The organism is Methylophilus sp. Leaf408, assembly GCF_916856905.1.
Taxonomy (GTDB): domain Bacteria; phylum Pseudomonadota; class Gammaproteobacteria; order Burkholderiales; family Methylophilaceae; genus Methylophilus.
On record NZ_CAKASK010000002.1, the window covers coordinates 448,207 to 464,362 of the forward strand.

At 48.5% G+C, this 16,156-nt stretch carries 18 protein-coding genes; 5 read left to right on the forward strand and 13 right to left on the reverse strand.

Features of this window, described 5'->3' with window-relative positions; all coding sequences use genetic code 11:
- Nucleotides 1-29: 29 nt before the first annotated feature.
- On the reverse strand, nucleotides 30-629 hold the full coding sequence (locus tag LPA26_RS13065; protein WP_055872127.1) for a DUF502 domain-containing protein: 600 nt from the start codon (nucleotides 627-629) through the stop codon (nucleotides 30-32).
- An 18-nt stretch (nucleotides 630-647) separates the two neighbouring features.
- Nucleotides 648-911 carry an FmdB family zinc ribbon protein gene (locus LPA26_RS13070; protein WP_055872126.1) on the reverse strand — a complete coding sequence of 88 codons (264 nt, stop codon included), beginning with the start codon at nucleotides 909-911 and terminating at the stop codon, nucleotides 648-650.
- Nucleotides 912-1,041: 130 nt separating this feature from the next.
- Between LPA26_RS13070 and LPA26_RS13075 the strand changes: the two genes are divergently transcribed.
- On the forward strand, nucleotides 1,042-1,236 hold the full coding sequence (locus tag LPA26_RS13075) for a hypothetical protein (protein ID WP_229008675.1): 195 nt from the start codon (nucleotides 1,042-1,044) through the stop codon (nucleotides 1,234-1,236).
- Nucleotides 1,237-1,256: 20 nt separating this feature from the next.
- Here LPA26_RS13075 and LPA26_RS13080 read toward each other — a convergent pair whose 3' ends face one another.
- A complete protein-coding gene (locus LPA26_RS13080) occupies nucleotides 1,257-1,670 on the reverse strand; it encodes a glycine cleavage system protein H (protein WP_229008676.1) in 414 nt (137 codons plus the stop codon).
- Nucleotides 1,671-1,855: 185 nt separating this feature from the next.
- Between LPA26_RS13080 and pbpG the strand changes: the two genes are divergently transcribed.
- Entirely contained in the window at nucleotides 1,856-2,932 is a 1,077-nt protein-coding gene (gene pbpG, locus LPA26_RS13085) for a D-alanyl-D-alanine endopeptidase (RefSeq protein ID WP_229008756.1), read from the forward strand.
- An 81-nt stretch (nucleotides 2,933-3,013) separates the two neighbouring features.
- On the opposite strand, the gene LPA26_RS13090 is transcribed toward pbpG, so the two are convergent.
- Genes LPA26_RS13090 through LPA26_RS13100 form a run of 3 tightly spaced genes read right to left on the reverse strand, consistent with a single transcriptional unit; the run spans nucleotide 3,014 to nucleotide 4,524 of the window.
- Nucleotides 3,014-3,523 (reverse strand): DUF3106 domain-containing protein, encoded by a 510-nt coding sequence (locus tag LPA26_RS13090; protein WP_370634375.1) that lies wholly within the window; start codon nucleotides 3,521-3,523, stop codon nucleotides 3,014-3,016.
- A gap of 48 nt (nucleotides 3,524-3,571) precedes the next feature.
- Nucleotides 3,572-3,943: a DUF3619 family protein gene (locus LPA26_RS13095; RefSeq protein WP_229008677.1), complete on the reverse strand. Its 372-nt coding sequence runs from the start codon at nucleotides 3,941-3,943 to the stop codon at nucleotides 3,572-3,574.
- Nucleotides 3,940-4,524, reverse strand: coding sequence for an RNA polymerase sigma factor (locus LPA26_RS13100; protein ID WP_229008678.1), 585 nt, complete (start codon nucleotides 4,522-4,524; stop codon nucleotides 3,940-3,942). Before LPA26_RS13100 ends, LPA26_RS13095 begins: the two co-directional genes overlap by 4 nt.
- A 276-nt stretch (nucleotides 4,525-4,800) precedes the next feature.
- On the opposite strand from LPA26_RS13100, the gene LPA26_RS13105 reads away from it, so the two are divergent.
- Together LPA26_RS13105 and LPA26_RS13110 are read left to right on the forward strand one after the other, a co-directional pair.
- On the forward strand, nucleotides 4,801-6,414 hold the full coding sequence (locus LPA26_RS13105; RefSeq protein ID WP_229008679.1) for a PAS domain-containing sensor histidine kinase: 1,614 nt from the start codon (nucleotides 4,801-4,803) through the stop codon (nucleotides 6,412-6,414).
- Complete coding sequence (locus tag LPA26_RS13110; protein ID WP_229008680.1) at nucleotides 6,415-7,920, forward strand: sigma-54 dependent transcriptional regulator; 1,506 nt, start codon at nucleotides 6,415-6,417, stop codon at nucleotides 7,918-7,920.
- Nucleotides 7,921-8,011: 91 nt separating this feature from the next.
- Here LPA26_RS13110 and LPA26_RS13115 read toward each other — a convergent pair whose 3' ends face one another.
- Entirely contained in the window at nucleotides 8,012-9,022 is a 1,011-nt protein-coding gene (locus LPA26_RS13115; RefSeq protein WP_055829177.1) for a sodium:calcium antiporter, read from the reverse strand.
- A 125-nt stretch (nucleotides 9,023-9,147) separates the two neighbouring features.
- Here LPA26_RS13115 and ampD point away from each other — a divergent pair, with 125 nt between their 5' ends.
- Complete coding sequence (ampD, locus tag LPA26_RS13120) at nucleotides 9,148-9,705, forward strand: 1,6-anhydro-N-acetylmuramyl-L-alanine amidase AmpD (protein ID WP_229008681.1); 558 nt, start codon at nucleotides 9,148-9,150, stop codon at nucleotides 9,703-9,705.
- Nucleotides 9,706-9,920: 215 nt separating this feature from the next.
- Here the strand turns inward: ampD and LPA26_RS13125 are convergent, their stop codons facing one another.
- From LPA26_RS13125 to purM, 6 genes are all read right to left on the reverse strand, one after another.
- A complete protein-coding gene (locus LPA26_RS13125; protein ID WP_229008682.1) occupies nucleotides 9,921-10,448 on the reverse strand; it encodes a GNAT family N-acetyltransferase in 528 nt (175 codons plus the stop codon).
- A 7-nt stretch (nucleotides 10,449-10,455) separates the two neighbouring features.
- Nucleotides 10,456-11,700 carry a dicarboxylate/amino acid:cation symporter gene (locus LPA26_RS13130; protein WP_229008683.1) on the reverse strand — a complete coding sequence of 415 codons (1,245 nt, stop codon included), beginning with the start codon at nucleotides 11,698-11,700 and terminating at the stop codon, nucleotides 10,456-10,458.
- A 169-nt stretch (nucleotides 11,701-11,869) separates the two neighbouring features.
- The gene (locus tag LPA26_RS13135) at nucleotides 11,870-13,174 is read right to left on the reverse strand and encodes an RsmB/NOP family class I SAM-dependent RNA methyltransferase (protein WP_229008684.1); all 1,305 of its coding nucleotides are present in this window, start codon (nucleotides 13,172-13,174) and stop codon (nucleotides 11,870-11,872) included.
- Between the two features lie 30 nt (nucleotides 13,175-13,204).
- Nucleotides 13,205-14,263, reverse strand: a complete 1,059-nt coding sequence (locus LPA26_RS13140) for a DUF3108 domain-containing protein (protein ID WP_229008685.1) — start codon at nucleotides 14,261-14,263, stop codon at nucleotides 13,205-13,207.
- A 27-nt stretch (nucleotides 14,264-14,290) separates the two neighbouring features.
- Nucleotides 14,291-14,989 carry a DUF3108 domain-containing protein gene (locus LPA26_RS13145; RefSeq protein ID WP_229008686.1) on the reverse strand — a complete coding sequence of 233 codons (699 nt, stop codon included), beginning with the start codon at nucleotides 14,987-14,989 and terminating at the stop codon, nucleotides 14,291-14,293.
- On the reverse strand, nucleotides 14,989-16,035 hold the full coding sequence (gene purM / locus LPA26_RS13150) for a phosphoribosylformylglycinamidine cyclo-ligase (RefSeq protein ID WP_055828814.1): 1,047 nt from the start codon (nucleotides 16,033-16,035) through the stop codon (nucleotides 14,989-14,991). The genes LPA26_RS13145 and purM overlap by 1 nt, the downstream gene beginning before the upstream one ends.
- Between the last annotated feature and the right edge of the window lie 121 nt (nucleotides 16,036-16,156).

Consider the following 16,156-nt stretch of genomic DNA (forward strand, 5'->3'; position numbering starts at 1 on the left):
TAATTTTTATAAAGTTGAAAGGGTTGCGGTTAGTGCTGTTTTGGCAAAGGCGCCACTGTACCCATGCTGATAATGTATTTCAAGGCTTGATCTACACTCATATCCAGAGTGATCACGTCTGCTTTCGGCAGCATCAGGAAAAAACCCGAGGTCGGGTTAGGCGTGGTTGGCACATAGACGCTGACATATTCACCTTTTAGATGATTGGCAACATCGCCACCCGGCGTGCCGGTCAGGAATGCAATCGTCCATACGCCCTGACGCGGATACTCAATCAACAACGCCTGGCGGAATGCATTACCAGAATCAGAAAACAGGGTATCAGACACTTGTTTGACGCTGGAATAGATAGATTTCACCACCGGGACCCGGATTAATAAACCTTCCCAAAGTTCAATCAGTTGCTGGCCAAAAATATTCGTCGCTACGAGGCCGGTCGCCAGCACAATCGCTACCGTCAATATCACGCCAAAGCCGGGGATATCCACGCCCAGCAAGGCTTCCGGGCGCCAGGCAGCAGGCAGCAAAAACAAACTCTGGTCCAGCGTTTGCACTAAAGTTTTAAGCACCCAGACCGTAATAAATAAGGGGACCAGTACCAGCAAACCCGTGATGAAGTATTTTTTCATGGTGTCAGCTATTTGCTTTTAATGACAGGCGCAGCCAGCAGCGCACTTGGCACCTTCTGTAGAAGCGGGCTCTGCAGCTTTACTGGCGCTTGAATTACTGCCGCCTTTGAAGTCAGTGGCATACCAGCCACTGCCACTTAACTGGAAATTCGGCGCGGACACTTTTTTAGAAAAGGTCTCTTTTTGACATTGTGGACAGGTGTCCACGCTAGGTGCAGAAACTTTGCGCATCAGCTCTTGCTGATATCCGCATTCGCTACATTGGAAATCGTAGATAGGCATATGTAAACGCAACCCAAAGGACAACTTGCTGAAAAAGATTTATTAAGCGGCAAATTATACATTATTCAAGCTGCAAAACATCAAAACGGCGGCGATGTAATTGAATTAAAAAGACTTTAAGGACTCATGCATGCAACAAACAAGCTTTAAAATGGCAGCACTTTCCAGCCTGTTTATCTTTCTGGGTTTAGTTAGCCGCGACCTGAATGCGCATCACCAACGCCTGACGCTCAATAGTGTGCCGTTAAAAACCCGTACCCTTTCAGCACTGGCTACGGATATTTTGTATGCTGAACCAACGCTGACTATTCGCCGGATTCAATAATCAGCGGCCAGACCGGCTGATTAAACTTGCGCTTCGTAAGTGGCTTGATCCAGCAACACTTCAGCACCGCCAGCACTTGGCTCGAGCTTGAAAAGCCAGGTCGTATAAGGATGATCATTCACTTTTTCCGGGGATGCCAACGCATCCTCGTTTATCGCCTGCACAACGCCAGTCAACGGCGCATAAATATCGGAGCCGGTTTTTACTGATTCAATCAGCCCGCACACTTCAAATTGGCTCACGGCCTGACCGACTTTTGGCGGATCTATAAACACCACGTCACCCAGCATATTTTGCGCATAATCGCTCACACCAACCAGCCAAGACCCATCCCCTGATTGTGCCGCCCATGTGTGTTCTTTAGAAAAGAGGTATTTCAAGCCTGTTGACATAAGTTTTAAAAAAGAAAATTTAGGTGATAATAATTGTGCCATAGACTATTATTCCGACCAATGCTTATTAAGGTAGCGCTGTCACATTAGCAGTTGTAAAGCTTTAATTTTTTACACTAGAAAATTGCGATAAGTGATTGACTCTGAATAATAACTGGGCAATAATAAAACTGGTTTCTGGAAGGTAGATCATGAGTTTTTTCAAGCATTGTCTTAAAGTTTTACTGGTGAGTTCGATTGCATTTGCGCCAGCAGGCCAAGCGATTGCAAAATCCCCATCGAAAAAACAATCGGTTTCCAGTAGCCAGAAGAAATACAGCCCGCGCGTTTCATCCGAATATCGCGTTAATCCAAACAAAACCAGAGCGATGCGTCCGGCCAAAGTCAGGGCGCATGCAAGAAAAGTTTCAAAACCTGCTGTTGATGCAGAGATGTTTGATTCTTTCACAGGCAAGTCTAGCAACAGCAATCTGGCAATTGCTTCGACCAAAGCGCTGGTGATGAACCAGAACACGCACGAAATTATTTACTCCAAAAACCTGGACACCCCTACTCCGATAGCGTCAGTCACTAAACTGATGACTGCGATGGTCGTTCTGGATGCGAAACTTAACCTGGCGGAAGAAGTTTCGATTACCGAAATGGACGTGGATTACCTTAAAGGTACTTCTTCACGTTTGCCGGTAGGCACCACCATGACCAGGGAAGATTTGCTGAACCTGGCACTCATTGCTTCTGAAAACCGTGCCGCATCAGCGTTGGCAACACATTATCCGGGTGGAAAACAGCGTTTCATCCAGGATATGAATGCCAAAGCCGCAAGTTTGGGCATGATGAATACCCATTTCGAGGACTCCACAGGACTGAACAGCAACAACGTTTCTACCGCGATGGACTTGGCAAGAATGGTACATGCAGCGTATCAATACCCGACAATCCGCCAGATCACGACCACTTCTGATTACGACTTGAATGTACACAGAAGGCAACCACTGCATTTCCATAACACCAACGCATTGGTGAGGGAAAGTTCACGCAGCAGCTGGGAAATCGGGCTATCAAAAACCGGCTACATCAGTGAAGCAGGCCGCTGTTTGGTGATGCAGGCAACGATTGCAGGTGAACCGCTGATATTGGTATTGCTGGATTCTGTCGGCAAATTGACGCGTATCGGTGATGCGAAACGGATTAAAAAATGGATGGAGCACAACTCCAATACATTAACCTCGCATAATGATGGTCGCGGCGACATCGTGCTGACAGGCTTATCGATGAGCAAAACGCTGGGGGAAGAAGCTAACTGAGCTGATCGTAGTCACTACATAAGCACAAGCAACAAAAAAGCCCGCAAGTAATGTGGGCTTTTTTTACGTCATACACAAACCTTAATTAGGCTCGGCGCCGTCAAACTCCGGGTCATACCCTTCGCTGGCTGCGGCTTTGCGCTGATGCTCTTTCCATTGTTTACGCAGCACTTCTTTTTTCTCAGGGCTCAGACTCTGGAACTGCTGATAACGCTTACGTGCATTTTCCCGTTCATAAGGCGTCATGCGACTCCACTTCACTAGCTGCTTCTGAACGCGCTGTTGTTTCTGGGCATCCATTTTCGGGTATTGATGGGCAATATCCAGCATTTTTTCGCGTTGCCATGGGCGTAGGGTATCCCATTCGCCTTTCAAAGGTGCCAGCACCAAGCGTTGCTGATCAGTTAATTGCGCCCAGGTAACATTGGCAGCAGGATCATCTGGCGACAGATCATTCTTGATCGCGCCAATATCGGCCATTGCCAATAATGCCGGACGTGAATTGAGATCACCAGCCTGCACTAAAAGTGCGCTCGCAGCGACCCCCAAAGACAACACCACACTCCCTAATATAAATGAATGATTTCGCATCACTTCTCATTGTTCCATTAATTTAAACCTAATAACCCAAGCTTTACTTTAAATGTGTTCTGAATAGTGCCAGGGCTCAAACCCATTATCGACAAAAGCTTCCACCGGCAAATCTGCACTCAGTAACAAAGCATCATCGTTATGCTGGTTAGATATCAACAACACGGTAACTACAAGACAAACAGATAAAGCGGCTGCACCCAACATGCGCGGGTGGCCGAATGACGCCCAGGACAAGATATCGCCAATCATTGGTGATGTTTGTTTGGTTTCGGCAAAGCGCCTTAAGGCATCTTGCCTGGCTTTGGTTAATCGTGCCTCAACCTCCACGGAAAGTGGCGTAACATCATTTTTCAATAAATCCACACATTCACGTAGAGGCAATGGCAAGTCGTCTTCCGGATGACGTTGATTGCTCATGACTTTACTCCTCTTTTTTGCAACTTCTGACCACCGAGACCAGCTTGTTCCAACAATTGGGACATGGCGCTAACCGCTCTGGAACAATGCGTTTTCACACTTCCTTGCGAACAACCCATGGCTTCCGCAGTCTCGGCGACATCCAACTCTTCCCAATAACGCAATACGAATGCTTCTCGTTGACGTGCTGGTAACTTTTCTAACGCTTTTCCTATCAGAATCATGGTTTGCGAGCGCTCGAGCTGGTCTACAGGATTATTGTCGGCACCTTCAACATCTATTGTTTCCAGCAGATCAAACTCTTCATCATCCTGCGGACCAAAGGAAGAAAACAAAGAAGTCCATAAATTGCGGACTTTTTGCCGACGCCAATAATCACGGGTAGTGTTTTGCAGAATGCGTTGAAATAGCATGGGGTATTCAGCAATGGGCTTGTTGGCATATTTATCTGCCAATTTCAGCATCGCGTCCTGGACTATGTCCAGTGCGGCGTGGTCATCGCGCACAGCATAAGCCGTTTGCCTGAACGCCCGTTTTTCAATCTGACGTAAAAAATCCGATATTTCTTGCGCACTCGCCACTACGGTTCCTAATCCCCGAGATAATCAAAGTTTCCACTCGCCGATGCCCGTTATTCGCCGCATTCATGATTATTTTTTTGGCGGTCAAAGAAATAGGCATCGTTTATCTCCCTGTCGATTGGAGTATATCAGTTTTAATTTTATTACTGATAGAATAAGGCTTGATGGCTGCAAAAGTATGGCTCACCTCATGACAATCAAAAAAGAATTACCTATAAACGAAGGCATGCGCTCACATGCCTTGATCGTTAAACCATGGTTTCAGGAAACTGCACGATGGTCGCAGCAATGAGTACGCCTCAGCCAGAAAAAGCACCAGACTTACAGCATCTCAGACTGTACAGCCTGTATCGACTGTGTGCTTCGGGCATGTTGCTGGGCAGCCAGCTATGGCCGTATTTCAAGCACACCTTTCAGGCTCCTGCTTTTGTGTTCTGGATACTGGTCGTATTTTTCTTTTATGCACTGACCGTCAGCCTCAGTTTCAGGCATCTTCAGTCTAAAAGCGGGCTCGCGTTAAAACTGCAAACCAGCCTGGATATTGTATTTATTGTCGTGATGATGCATTTTCTACAGGATGGCCAAAGTGGTATCGGTCTATTGCTCATCATTAATATTATCTTCGCCGGGCTTATCAGCGATGGCCGCTTTGCCATGTTTTATGCAGCAATAGCCACGATAGGTATCCTGCTTGAAAACACCCACCAGGTATTAAAACATAGCCTGCAAAATGGTAGTTACAATGATTACAGCAGTTCTGTGCTGCTTTCATTAAGTTGTTTTGCCACGGCATGGCTGGCGCAAACACTGACCTCACGCATGCAGAGCAGTGAAAAATTGGCCACTGAACGCGGGCAGGATATAGAACAGCTGGCGCGGACGAATGCGCTGATTACGCAGGAAATGCCCAATGGCGTGCTGGTGATTGATCAGCATCAGCGCCTGAAACATTACAACTTGCAGGCTTGCAAATTACTCGGGCTGGAAGATAGCCAGTGCCAGGAGATCGTAAAATCGCAGGCAACATTGAGTATGCTGACCCCTGCCATCACTCAACTTTTGCACTCATCGCCAGCCAACAGACCGATATCACAGGATGCCACCAAACTTACGATTAATAATCGGGACCTAGGCATCCGCTTTCATGCCATTTCGGAAAATATGGACAATGGCGTGGTGATTTTTATTGAAGACTGGTCACAAATCCAAACCCAGGCACACCAGGTCAAACTGGCAGCCCTGGGCAGATTAACCGCCAATATTGCGCACGAAATCCGCAACCCTTTAAGTGCTATCAGCCATGCCACCCAACTATTGCAGGAAGATTCGGTTGATCCTGGCACAGAGCGCATGCTACAAATCATTTCGGATAATGTGCAGCGCCTGGACCAAATCATTAAAGATGTACTGGAACTGAATCGTCGTGACAGAACCAACCAGGAACAATTCAACATCAAAAACTTTATGCAGGAGTTTTACCAGCAGTTTTGTGCCGTGGAAAAAATTGACCCTGCCGCCTTCACGCTCAGCATTCCGGAAAAACACGGCATGGTGATGTTTGATCGCAGACATATCAATCAGATATTATGGAATTTATGTAAAAATGGATGGCGTCATAGCAAGCAACAGCCACGTAGCCTGCAACTCAAAGTCACTGGAGATAAAAGCGGCCAGTTCATTCATGTGTTGATTAAAGATGATGGCAGCGGCATCGATCCAAAAATCCAGCCGCATTTGTTCGAGCCGTTTATGACCACGGAAAAAACCGGTACCGGCCTGGGATTATTTATAGCGCGTGAACTTGCAGAAGCAAATGGCGCCAAACTAGATTATTCAAGTAATACAACCGGCACTCAATTTTCACTGACTATTAAGAAGGTAATCGTTTAAATGGCAAACTCCTATCGCTGTCTGGTAGTCGATGACGAAACCGATATCCGTGAATTAGTCGTGTTGACCCTTGAGCGCATGGGCATACAGGCCGAGAGCGCGAGCAATGTCACTGACGCCAAACACATGCTGCACTCCTTCAGCTATGACTTATGCCTGACTGATATGCGTTTACCGGATGGATTGGGGCTGGAACTGGTGCAGCATATCAATGCACAATTCCCGGGGTTACCGGTGGCGGTGATCACCGCTTATGGTAGTGCCGAGAATGCAGTTTCGGCATTAAAAGCCGGTGCATTTGACTACATTACCAAACCGATCTCACTGAAACAATTACGCCCATTGGTGGAATCTGCACTTAAGCTTTCTTCGCAAAAAGAATCGAATGGTGCCAATACCGTAGACCTGATTGGTGCATCTCCGGCCATGAGCTATGTGCGTACGATGATTGCGAAACTGGCGCGTAGCCAGGCGCCTGTCTACATCAGTGGCGAATCCGGCAGCGGCAAGGAACTGGCGGCCAGACTTATCCACCAGAACAGCTCGCGCAAGGACCAGGCCTTTATTGCCGTCAACTGCGGCGCCATCCCGGAAAACCTGATGGAAAGCGAATTTTTCGGCTATAAAAAAGGGGCATTTACCGGCGCCATACAGGATACACAAGGCCTGTTTCAAGCCGCCAATGGCGGTACTTTATTCCTGGATGAAGTGGCTGATTTGCCGCTAGCCATGCAGGTAAAATTATTGCGGGCAATCCAGGAGAAAAAAGTACGTGTAGTTGGCAGCACCATTGAAGAAACGGTTGATGTGCGCATCATTTCTGCCACCCACAAAAACCTGAACGCCATGATGGAAAAAGGCGAATTCAGGCAAGACCTGTATTACCGCCTGAATGTGATTCAACTCAAAATGCCATCCCTGCGCGAACGGCCGGAGGATATTCCGGAACTCACTGAACGCTTGTTAGCTAAACTCTGCCAGAACCAGAATATCAGCAAACCCGGTATTGCGCCTGAAGCCAAAGTGTATATCCAGCAGTTACAGTTTCATGGCAATGTACGTGAGCTGGAAAACATGCTGGAACGCGCGCTGGCATTATGTGATGGACTTACCATCGCGATTGAGGATTTATCGCTGGAGGACATGCCACCGGTAGTGTTAAGTGACAAACCAGTGTTGCCATGGCACTCGCCCGCTGCTGCCGAAGAAAATGTCGATTCGTCTATATACCATTCTCCACGCACGGAGGCAGTATTAGCTGGTGACAGCGCGATTAAACCAGCCAATGCAGGTAACACCATGCTGCCTATGGATGTCAGCTTGTCAGATTATCTCGAAGATATTGAAAAGCGCACCATCTTGCAGGCACTTGAAAAAACTAATAATAACAAAACGGCTGCTGCCAAATTGCTGGGTATCAGTTTCCGTACTTTACGTTATCGATTATCCAAACTTGGTTTATCTAAAGAACAGGATATTGAAGACGTAGAAAATGAAGAAGATTAAGATTTAAGCCGAAGTTGAGACTGGTAAATAATTAGCCGTTTAAAAAGATTAAGGCCCTTCACAGGGCCTTAATCTTTTGTAAAACATGGTCTTAATTCAGAACAATCGCCAGGTAAATTAAATAGAACAGACCATTGACCAACAAGTGCCATACCAGCAAACCACCTTTGGCAACCCGGTAACGTAACCAAACCGCCGCCAGCAGTGTGATCAAAATCCCCAAAGCGACTTCCTGCCGTGGCGCCCAATCTGTCAGCATAATACCGATTGCGGGCAACAAGGTGCCTTGAAACACCATGGCGCCGGTAATATTACCGAACGCCAGTGTATCTTTACCTTTGCGTATCCAAATAATGCTGTTTACTTTTTCCGGTAGTTCGGTGGCAATCGGGATAACCAGTAGTGACAACAACAGCGCTGATACACCAAGAATCGCTGCTGCGGTTTCCACTTCATTGATAAAGCCTTTGGCACCCGCAATCAGCAATCCCAACCCAATCAGCAACTGTACTACGATAGTTACAATATTGGTTGGCAGGCCAAGCTTGGACAGCATCATGATGTCTTCAGCCTCGGTAGCGTGGCCTTCCTCGACCAACCCTCTAGAGGCTTTAATGGTCATCAACACATAAACAAAATAGATTAGCACCATCAGTATGCTGATCGCATAACGCACAATCGCTTCCGTATGCGGCACGAACATGGCAATGGTCGCGAATATAAATGCCAGGATAAAGAAATTCAGGTCACGGACCAGGCCTGTACGCTCAGGGCGAATATGGCCAGTGCTGCCGCGTCTTTTCCAGACCGACAAAGCCATCAAGCTGATTGAGAGTGTACCCAGCATGAGTGGAGCGCCCAGAATTGCGCCTATGCCGATATCATGACCGGCATGGCTATCGCCCGTTGAGGAGGTGTAAGAGAAAATGGCCAGCAGGGGCACCAATGTTTCAGGAAGAGCCGTGCCAACTGCAGCAAAAATAGAGCCGGTCACACCTTCTGAAATACCAAGGCGTTCACCCAAATGCTCCAGTGCATTGGTAAACACTTCTGCGGCAATCAGTATCACCACCAACATTAATAACAACTGTAAGAAAACCATGCTCGTTCCTGTCCTGGCGGCAATCAGTTTCCATGCAGCCTCCGCCAATGCGGCATGGAATGACAAACTTGTGGTTGCGGGCGGAATCATAACGCAATTCGTACAAATTCACCTACAATGTTGGCATGTTGCCTGCGCTTTCCTCCTTCATAGAAATTGATACCCAAGGCATGGCCAGCCCATGCCTCATCATAAACTCACCCAATACGGATGAGCGTCCTGCTGGTACCAGCATAGACATGATTGTCATCCATAACATCAGTCTGCCTCCAAACGAATTTGGCGGCCCGGGAATTATCCAGCTATTTACCAACCAGCTGGATGCCAATGAGCATCCGTACTATGCAGAGATTGCGCATCTGAGAGTGTCGTCGCATTTCCTGATCCGCCGTGAAGGTGAATTAATACAATTCGCCAGCTGCGCGCAACGCGCCTGGCATGCAGGCGTTTCCTCATGGGAGGACAGAGAGCGCTGTAATGATTTCTCTATTGGTATAGAGCTTGAAGGCAGTGACGAATGCGCATTTGAAGACGCGCAGTATCTGACCTTGCAAGCGCTGATTGACGCATTAAAAAAACGTTACCCAATCCAGCATATCGTTGGCCATTCAGAGATTGCGCCAGGGCGTAAAACCGACCCCGGTCCTTTTTTCAATTGGCAGCGGATTACACCATCCAGCTAGTCGTGCAAGCTTTGGTTTATGGTGAATATTCGAGGATTACTTACTAGAACTTCCAGAAAGTACGAGCTTATTCCTTTTGAAACTAAGCTCAGCATTAACTTTTACCTAGACCCTCCCTTGCAGGGCTCCTTACTTTCTGAGATGAGTGGTGTTTTAAAAGTAACCTTCGATGACTAAGCATCGAAAAGCATTCAATTTACAGGCAGGTTCATAATTCACAACACCTTCTGCAAAACAATCAACTGCATATTCTCCACCTGCGCTTGCCACATATCCGGCTGATGCGGAAACGGCACCGTCTCCCCAGTCGCCTGGTATCCCAGCCGCTGATAAAATTCAATCAACTCCTTCCGCAGGCTAATCACCATCATTTCCGCCCGCTGTGCCTCCCACTGTGCTTTTGCCAGCTTTTCCGCTGCCAGTATCATGATTTTCCCATACCCACGATTCTGCAATAAAGGCGAAACAGCAATCATACCTAAGTGCACCATCTCCGCGGAATCCGCATGCCTCTCCAGGCAAATACAGGCAGCCACTACCCCACCAGCTTCTTCACCTAGCAAAATACAGGCATCCTCGCTTTCAATCAGCGCCTGGATGGTGCGTTCACTGGTGCGCACACCGGAGAGTAAATCGGCTTCTGTAGTCCATCCAGCGCGACTAGTCTCTCCGCGATAAGCGGCATTGACCAATGCGCAAATGACGGGGGTATCTGAAACCTGGGCTATGCGTTGTTCTAACATGGATGGTTTAGCTCGAAGAATGGGATTCAGTCACGTGTTGTACCACCAGGCTGCCTATCATATCGCCTTCCACGTTAACAGCGGTTCTGACCGTATCGAGCAAGCGGTCTATGGGCAATAATATCGCAATCGCTTCCGCGGGCAAGCCTACACTTTGCAATACCATCACCATGGTGACCATCCCGGCACTGGGGATGCCAGGCGCGCCCATAGCTGCAATCATGGTAGTGAAACACACCACCAGTTGCTGACCAAGCGACAAGTCGATCCCTGCCAGTTGCGCGACAAACAAGGCAGCAGCGGCTTCGTACAAGGCGGTGCCATCCATATTCACTGTTGCCCCTAGCGGCACGACGAACCCGGCAATCTCAGGTTTCACCTGCATATTTTGCGTGGCGCAGCGCATGGTCACCGGCATGGTGGCATTGCTCGAGCTGGTCGCAAAAGCAGTGATCAAAGCTTCTTTGGCATTGCGCAAAAACCACCAAGGCCGCTTGCGGGTGATCAGGAATAATAAAGCAGGCAACACGACCAGCCCATGCAGCAAAGTCGTACCGGTGACCACCAGCATAAACTTGGCCAAGGTGGTAAACAGGCTCAAATCCTGTGTGGCTACCAGCTTGAACAGCAAGGCACCAATCCCGAACGGTGCCAGGCGCATGATCCAGCCTATCATTTGCATGGATAAACGCATGCCTTCTTCAAACAAACCCAGCAATTGCGGATAGCGGTCTGAAGCCATCACCAGCGCAATACCCAGCAACAATGCGTAAGCGACGATAGCGAGAATATTGCCATCAGCCAGCGCTTTGAAAGGGTTCATGAAAATGCCATGCAGAAACTGGGTGAAAAACTCGGGCAAGGTCATTTGCCTGGATTCAAACTGCTGCATTGCATCGGCAAACATGGCCAGATGCAAGCCTTCGCCCGGTTTGAAAATCTGGCTGGCACTAATACCGATGACCACTGCAATGATCGTTGTGGTGGCAAAGAAGAGGAGAGTGGTTTTCCACACCAGGTTAATCTGACTATGCTGCCGCAGATTGGCAATCCCGGTTACGATGGCGCAAAATACCAGCGGGATCATCACCATTTTGAGTAAGTCTATAAACAGCGTACCGACCAGATTGGTGGCGTAAAGACTCCACATTAGTGTTTCTGAATGTGCGGGCAAGCCATGCATCGCCCACCCCCCGGCAATACCCAGCACCGCAGCGATGAGTATTTGCAGATTCAGAGTCAGTTTTGTCATTTCTATGCTTTAAGAATTAATCAATCGTGGATTAAGAATAACTCAAAAAAGTAGTGTTGACATGTCCCAGTCGTCTATTGCTGATTGATTGCTGCCTCTAATCTACTGGGACAAAGTTAGCTGCTAAGCCCATCTGATTGATGCCTCAGCAGCTTATAGTGTTTTCTAATCAAGAATCCTTTGCGACCTCGGTTGTTTGACCAGCCTTCTCAAATACCGCCGCAAAAAAGCCATCGGTCCCATGCAAATGCGGCAATTGTTTCAGGTATTCGCCAGTATCCAGATCAATGTTTTGCTGTGCAAACACTTCACTGGCAGGGATCAACTTAAAGTCTGGATGCGCTTGGAGAAATGCTTCGGCGATCGACTCGTTTTCATCACGCAACAGGCTACACGTCGCATAAATCACGCGGCCACCGGTTTTGCACAGTTTGGCTGCACGCGCCAGAATATTGGTTTGTTTTACATTTAACTCGGCTACGTCCTGCTCGGTTTGGCGCCACTTCAGATCCGGATTGCGGCGTAAAGTCCCCAAGCCGCTACATGGCGCATCCACCAGCACACGGTCAAACTTGCCGTTCAGGCGTTTGAGTTTTAAATCATTTTCGTTGTTGATCAGCTGCGCCTGCAGGTTGGATAATCCACTGCGTTTCAAGCGATGGCCTAAATTATTCAAGCGTTTTTCAGAAACATCGAACGCGTACAAGCGACCGGTGTTTTTCATCAATGCGCCTAGCGCAAGCGTTTTGCCACCAGCGCCTGCGCATAAATCAGCCACCATTTGCCCGCGTTTTGGGGCAACCAGGTAACTCAGCAATTGGCTGCCTTCATCCTGCACCTCAATCTTGCCTTCGGTAAACAGGATGTGTTTGCCGATATTCAGGCGTGAGCCCATGCGGATACCGACTGGCGAATAGGGCGTGGTAGTAATCACATTATCTTTAACGGTATTTTCAGCCAGCATGCGAGCAAGCACTTCTTCGCGGGTAGCTTTGATGGTATTGACGCGCAGGTCGAGGCTGGCTTGTTCAAACATGCTGCGGCAGATGGTCATGGCTTCGGCTTCGCCGTATTGCGCCACCAGTTTGTCCCAGAACCAGTCACGTACATCGGCCAGAATGGCGGGCGCAAACCCTTCGCTGGTTTTGCTTTTAATTTGCACGGCCCATTCTTTTTGGCGCTCGTCTAGCATCTCGTCGAGGTCGCGTATGCTTTTGCCTTCGATCTTGATCAAATAGGCCAGAATCAGTTTACGCGTGTCTTCCTGTTCATCAGGCTCTGTGATGCTGATTTCGCGCAAGTAGCGATAGCGACGCAATACACCATAGGCGGTTTCAGCGATCCAGGCACGCTCTTTAGTGCCCAGCTCCCTATGCTGGCGAAAAAACTCACTGAGTTTGCCATCGGCCGGGCTTTCGAACTGCAGGATGTCGTTTAATAAAGCCGCCGTTTGGCGCATAAGGGTGGAATTCATAAATGTCTTTCAAATATGTTACGTCTTGCGTTATTCAGTGATCAACCGTGTGGCGACTTGCTCAATCACCATACCGTTTTTTTCCTGTTTTCTGATCTTGACTGGCACATAGCGGTAATCGCTCGCCAGCCATAATTCAATTTTTTCGTCGGTCTCGCCACGGGTATGCGCTATGTGTACCGTTTGAATGGCCTGGTCAGCGATCACCATCGAATCTTCACCCTCAAACTCGTATTGGTAGGTATTCAGGCGTCGCCCGTTGGTGAGTGCAATATGCATTTCCTGCAATGGCGGCACAAACATAAACTGGTACATAAAGCTGAGGATATCCTGCGTGTTACGAGGCAGGTCCAGCCGTTGCTCGCCCTTGGACGTTTTCAGGGTGATAAAATTGGTTTCCCAATCCAGAGTCGCTTCATATATTTTGTCCGCCTTGCTGCCAAACGCATAACGGTAAAAATGCGGTTTTAATCCATGTGGGCCAATGTCACCGCGGCTTTGTTGCTCAAGCGTCGGGTAGAGCAATTTTAACAGACCACGCCCTTCAACCACCCAGCGGAGGCTGTATTGGCCGGATGGCTCCTGCGCATAATCTATTTTTGCGCTGCCCGCAGGCTGCTTTTCGCCATTTACAAACACCGCGTACTCAGTACTTACCCGCTGATAAGGCGGCGGTAGCGCCGCATCCTGCTCTACGATGGCACTGTCAGTTTCATGCCAGGCGGCAATTTCTGCCTGCGCTGTGTCCTGTTCGCTCATTTCTGCGGGTTGCGATGCAACAGGAGATTCGGCCACAAGTTCTGGTGGATCTTCAACTGGAATAGCTTTTGGCGCTGGTTCAGACTTGGTTACCGGTGGCTTTTCTTTGGCTACAGCTTTGACTGGTGCTTTGACCGGCGGCTTGACTGGCGCGGCTTCAAGCTGCGCACTTAACAAGGTTGGTGGCGGCTCTTCGCCTGAAAACCAGCTTTGCCAGGCAACCTCCTTCACAAGCAGCACATGCACAAGCAAGGATACGCATAACGCCAACCCTAATCGCCAGGAAACGTGTTGCCGTATCCATTTTCGCAGGCCTTGTGTGTTAATCACGCGCTTTCCCGATGTGGAGAATACCCGTTATTGGCCAGTGATGCTGGTGATCACTTGTTCCATGCGTTTACCATCATCCTGCACGACTAACTTCACAGGGAGATAACCTTTGTCCTTGGCCAGATAAAGCGTTTTTTCACCCTCGCTGTCTTCCAGCTTGATCACATTAAATGTACCCGCCTCGGTTTCCAACGGTGTCTTTTCTTCACTTACTACAAATGTGTGTGGCGATAGTTTCTTACCATTATTGATCAGCAACTTCACCTGCTTGCCTTTTGGCGGTTGCCACATCCAGCAATACAATATGCTTAATAAATCCTGGGTACCTTTCTCCAGCTTCTCCGTTTCCTGTTCGCCTTTCACCTGCATATTGAGTACTTTTTTGCCCCAGTCAAAATCACTTATCAAGGCTTTATCAGGATGTTTGGATTGACGGGATTCAAAATGTGCAGGGCGTAACGTATTTTGGGCCACATCGCCCTGGCTTGAGAGTGTGCGCTCACCCATCAGCTTGTAAATACCTTTACCTTCGGCCAGCGAGTCGATCTGGTATTTATTACCGGTCACCGTCAGTTGGTCTTTGACACTACCTATGGTGACGCCTTGCTGAAGCAGGTCATACTTCAGGGTGAGCTGCTTGGGCGCTGCCGCTAAATTCGCGGAAGCAACAAACAATAGTACCGCCAGCCCGCTGACGACCCTATGCTGTAAGCGAATCGGATTCATTACACCACCACAGTCGGCGCTTCGCCAGCCTGTTGCGTACGAATCTGGCCAATGCGGTATACCGTTTCACCTGAACCAGCCAATACGGTTTGTGCCTGCTCGGCATGTTCGGCAGCAACGATGATGGCCATACCAATACCACAGTTAAAGGTACGGTACATTTCCACCGAAGCGATATTGCCCTGAGCCTGCAACCATTGGAACAGCGGTGGCAATGTCCAGCTCGATTTTTGCACTTCTGCCGTCAGACCTTCAGGTAACACGCGTGGAATATTTTCAGTAATGCCACCGCCGGTGATATGCGCCATGCCTTTGACCGGCAAGGTTTCCAGCAATTTGAGCACGGATTTCACATACAGCCTGGTTGGCGCCATCACTACATCTTTGAATTTACGGCCATGGAAGTCTGATTCCATATCAATGCCAGATTGTTCAATCAGTTTTCGGATCAGAGAGTAGCCATTGGAATGCGCGCCGCTGGAAGCCAGGCCCAAAATCACATCACCTGCTTTGATGGTAGAACCATCAATGATATTGGCTTTATCTACACAACCAACCGCAAACCCTGCCAGGTCATATTCACCCGCCGGATACATGCCAGGCATTTCGGCAGTTTCACCACCGACCAATGCACAGCCGGATTCTTCACAACCTTGGGCAATCCCTTTAATCACAGCGGCGGCCGTGCCAACTTCCAGTTTGCCACAGGCAAAATAATCGAGGAAAAAGAGCGGCTCGGCGCCCTGCACCAGAATGTCATTCACACTCATGGCTACCAGATCGATACCTACGGTGTCATGCTTGTCGAGTTGGAATGCCAGTTTGAGTTTAGTACCTACACCGTCAGTACCGGAAACCAGAATGGGCTCCTTGAATTTTTTCGGCATGGCGAACAATGAACCAAAGCCGCCAATGCCACCCATGACTTCCGGGCGCATGGTGCGTTTGGCAAATGGCTTAATCTGCTCGACCAGCGCATCACCAGCTTCCATATCCACACCGGCGTCGCGGTAAGTGACTGAAGTTTTATCAGAAGAAGTCGTCAAAGTACTCTCGTTTCTTTCTATGCTATGAATATTTAATTCAATATAAATTCATGGATATTGCAACAAAGCGTGTTACATCCACGAAATTCAGTATAATTTTAAGAATAATCATTATTTTAAC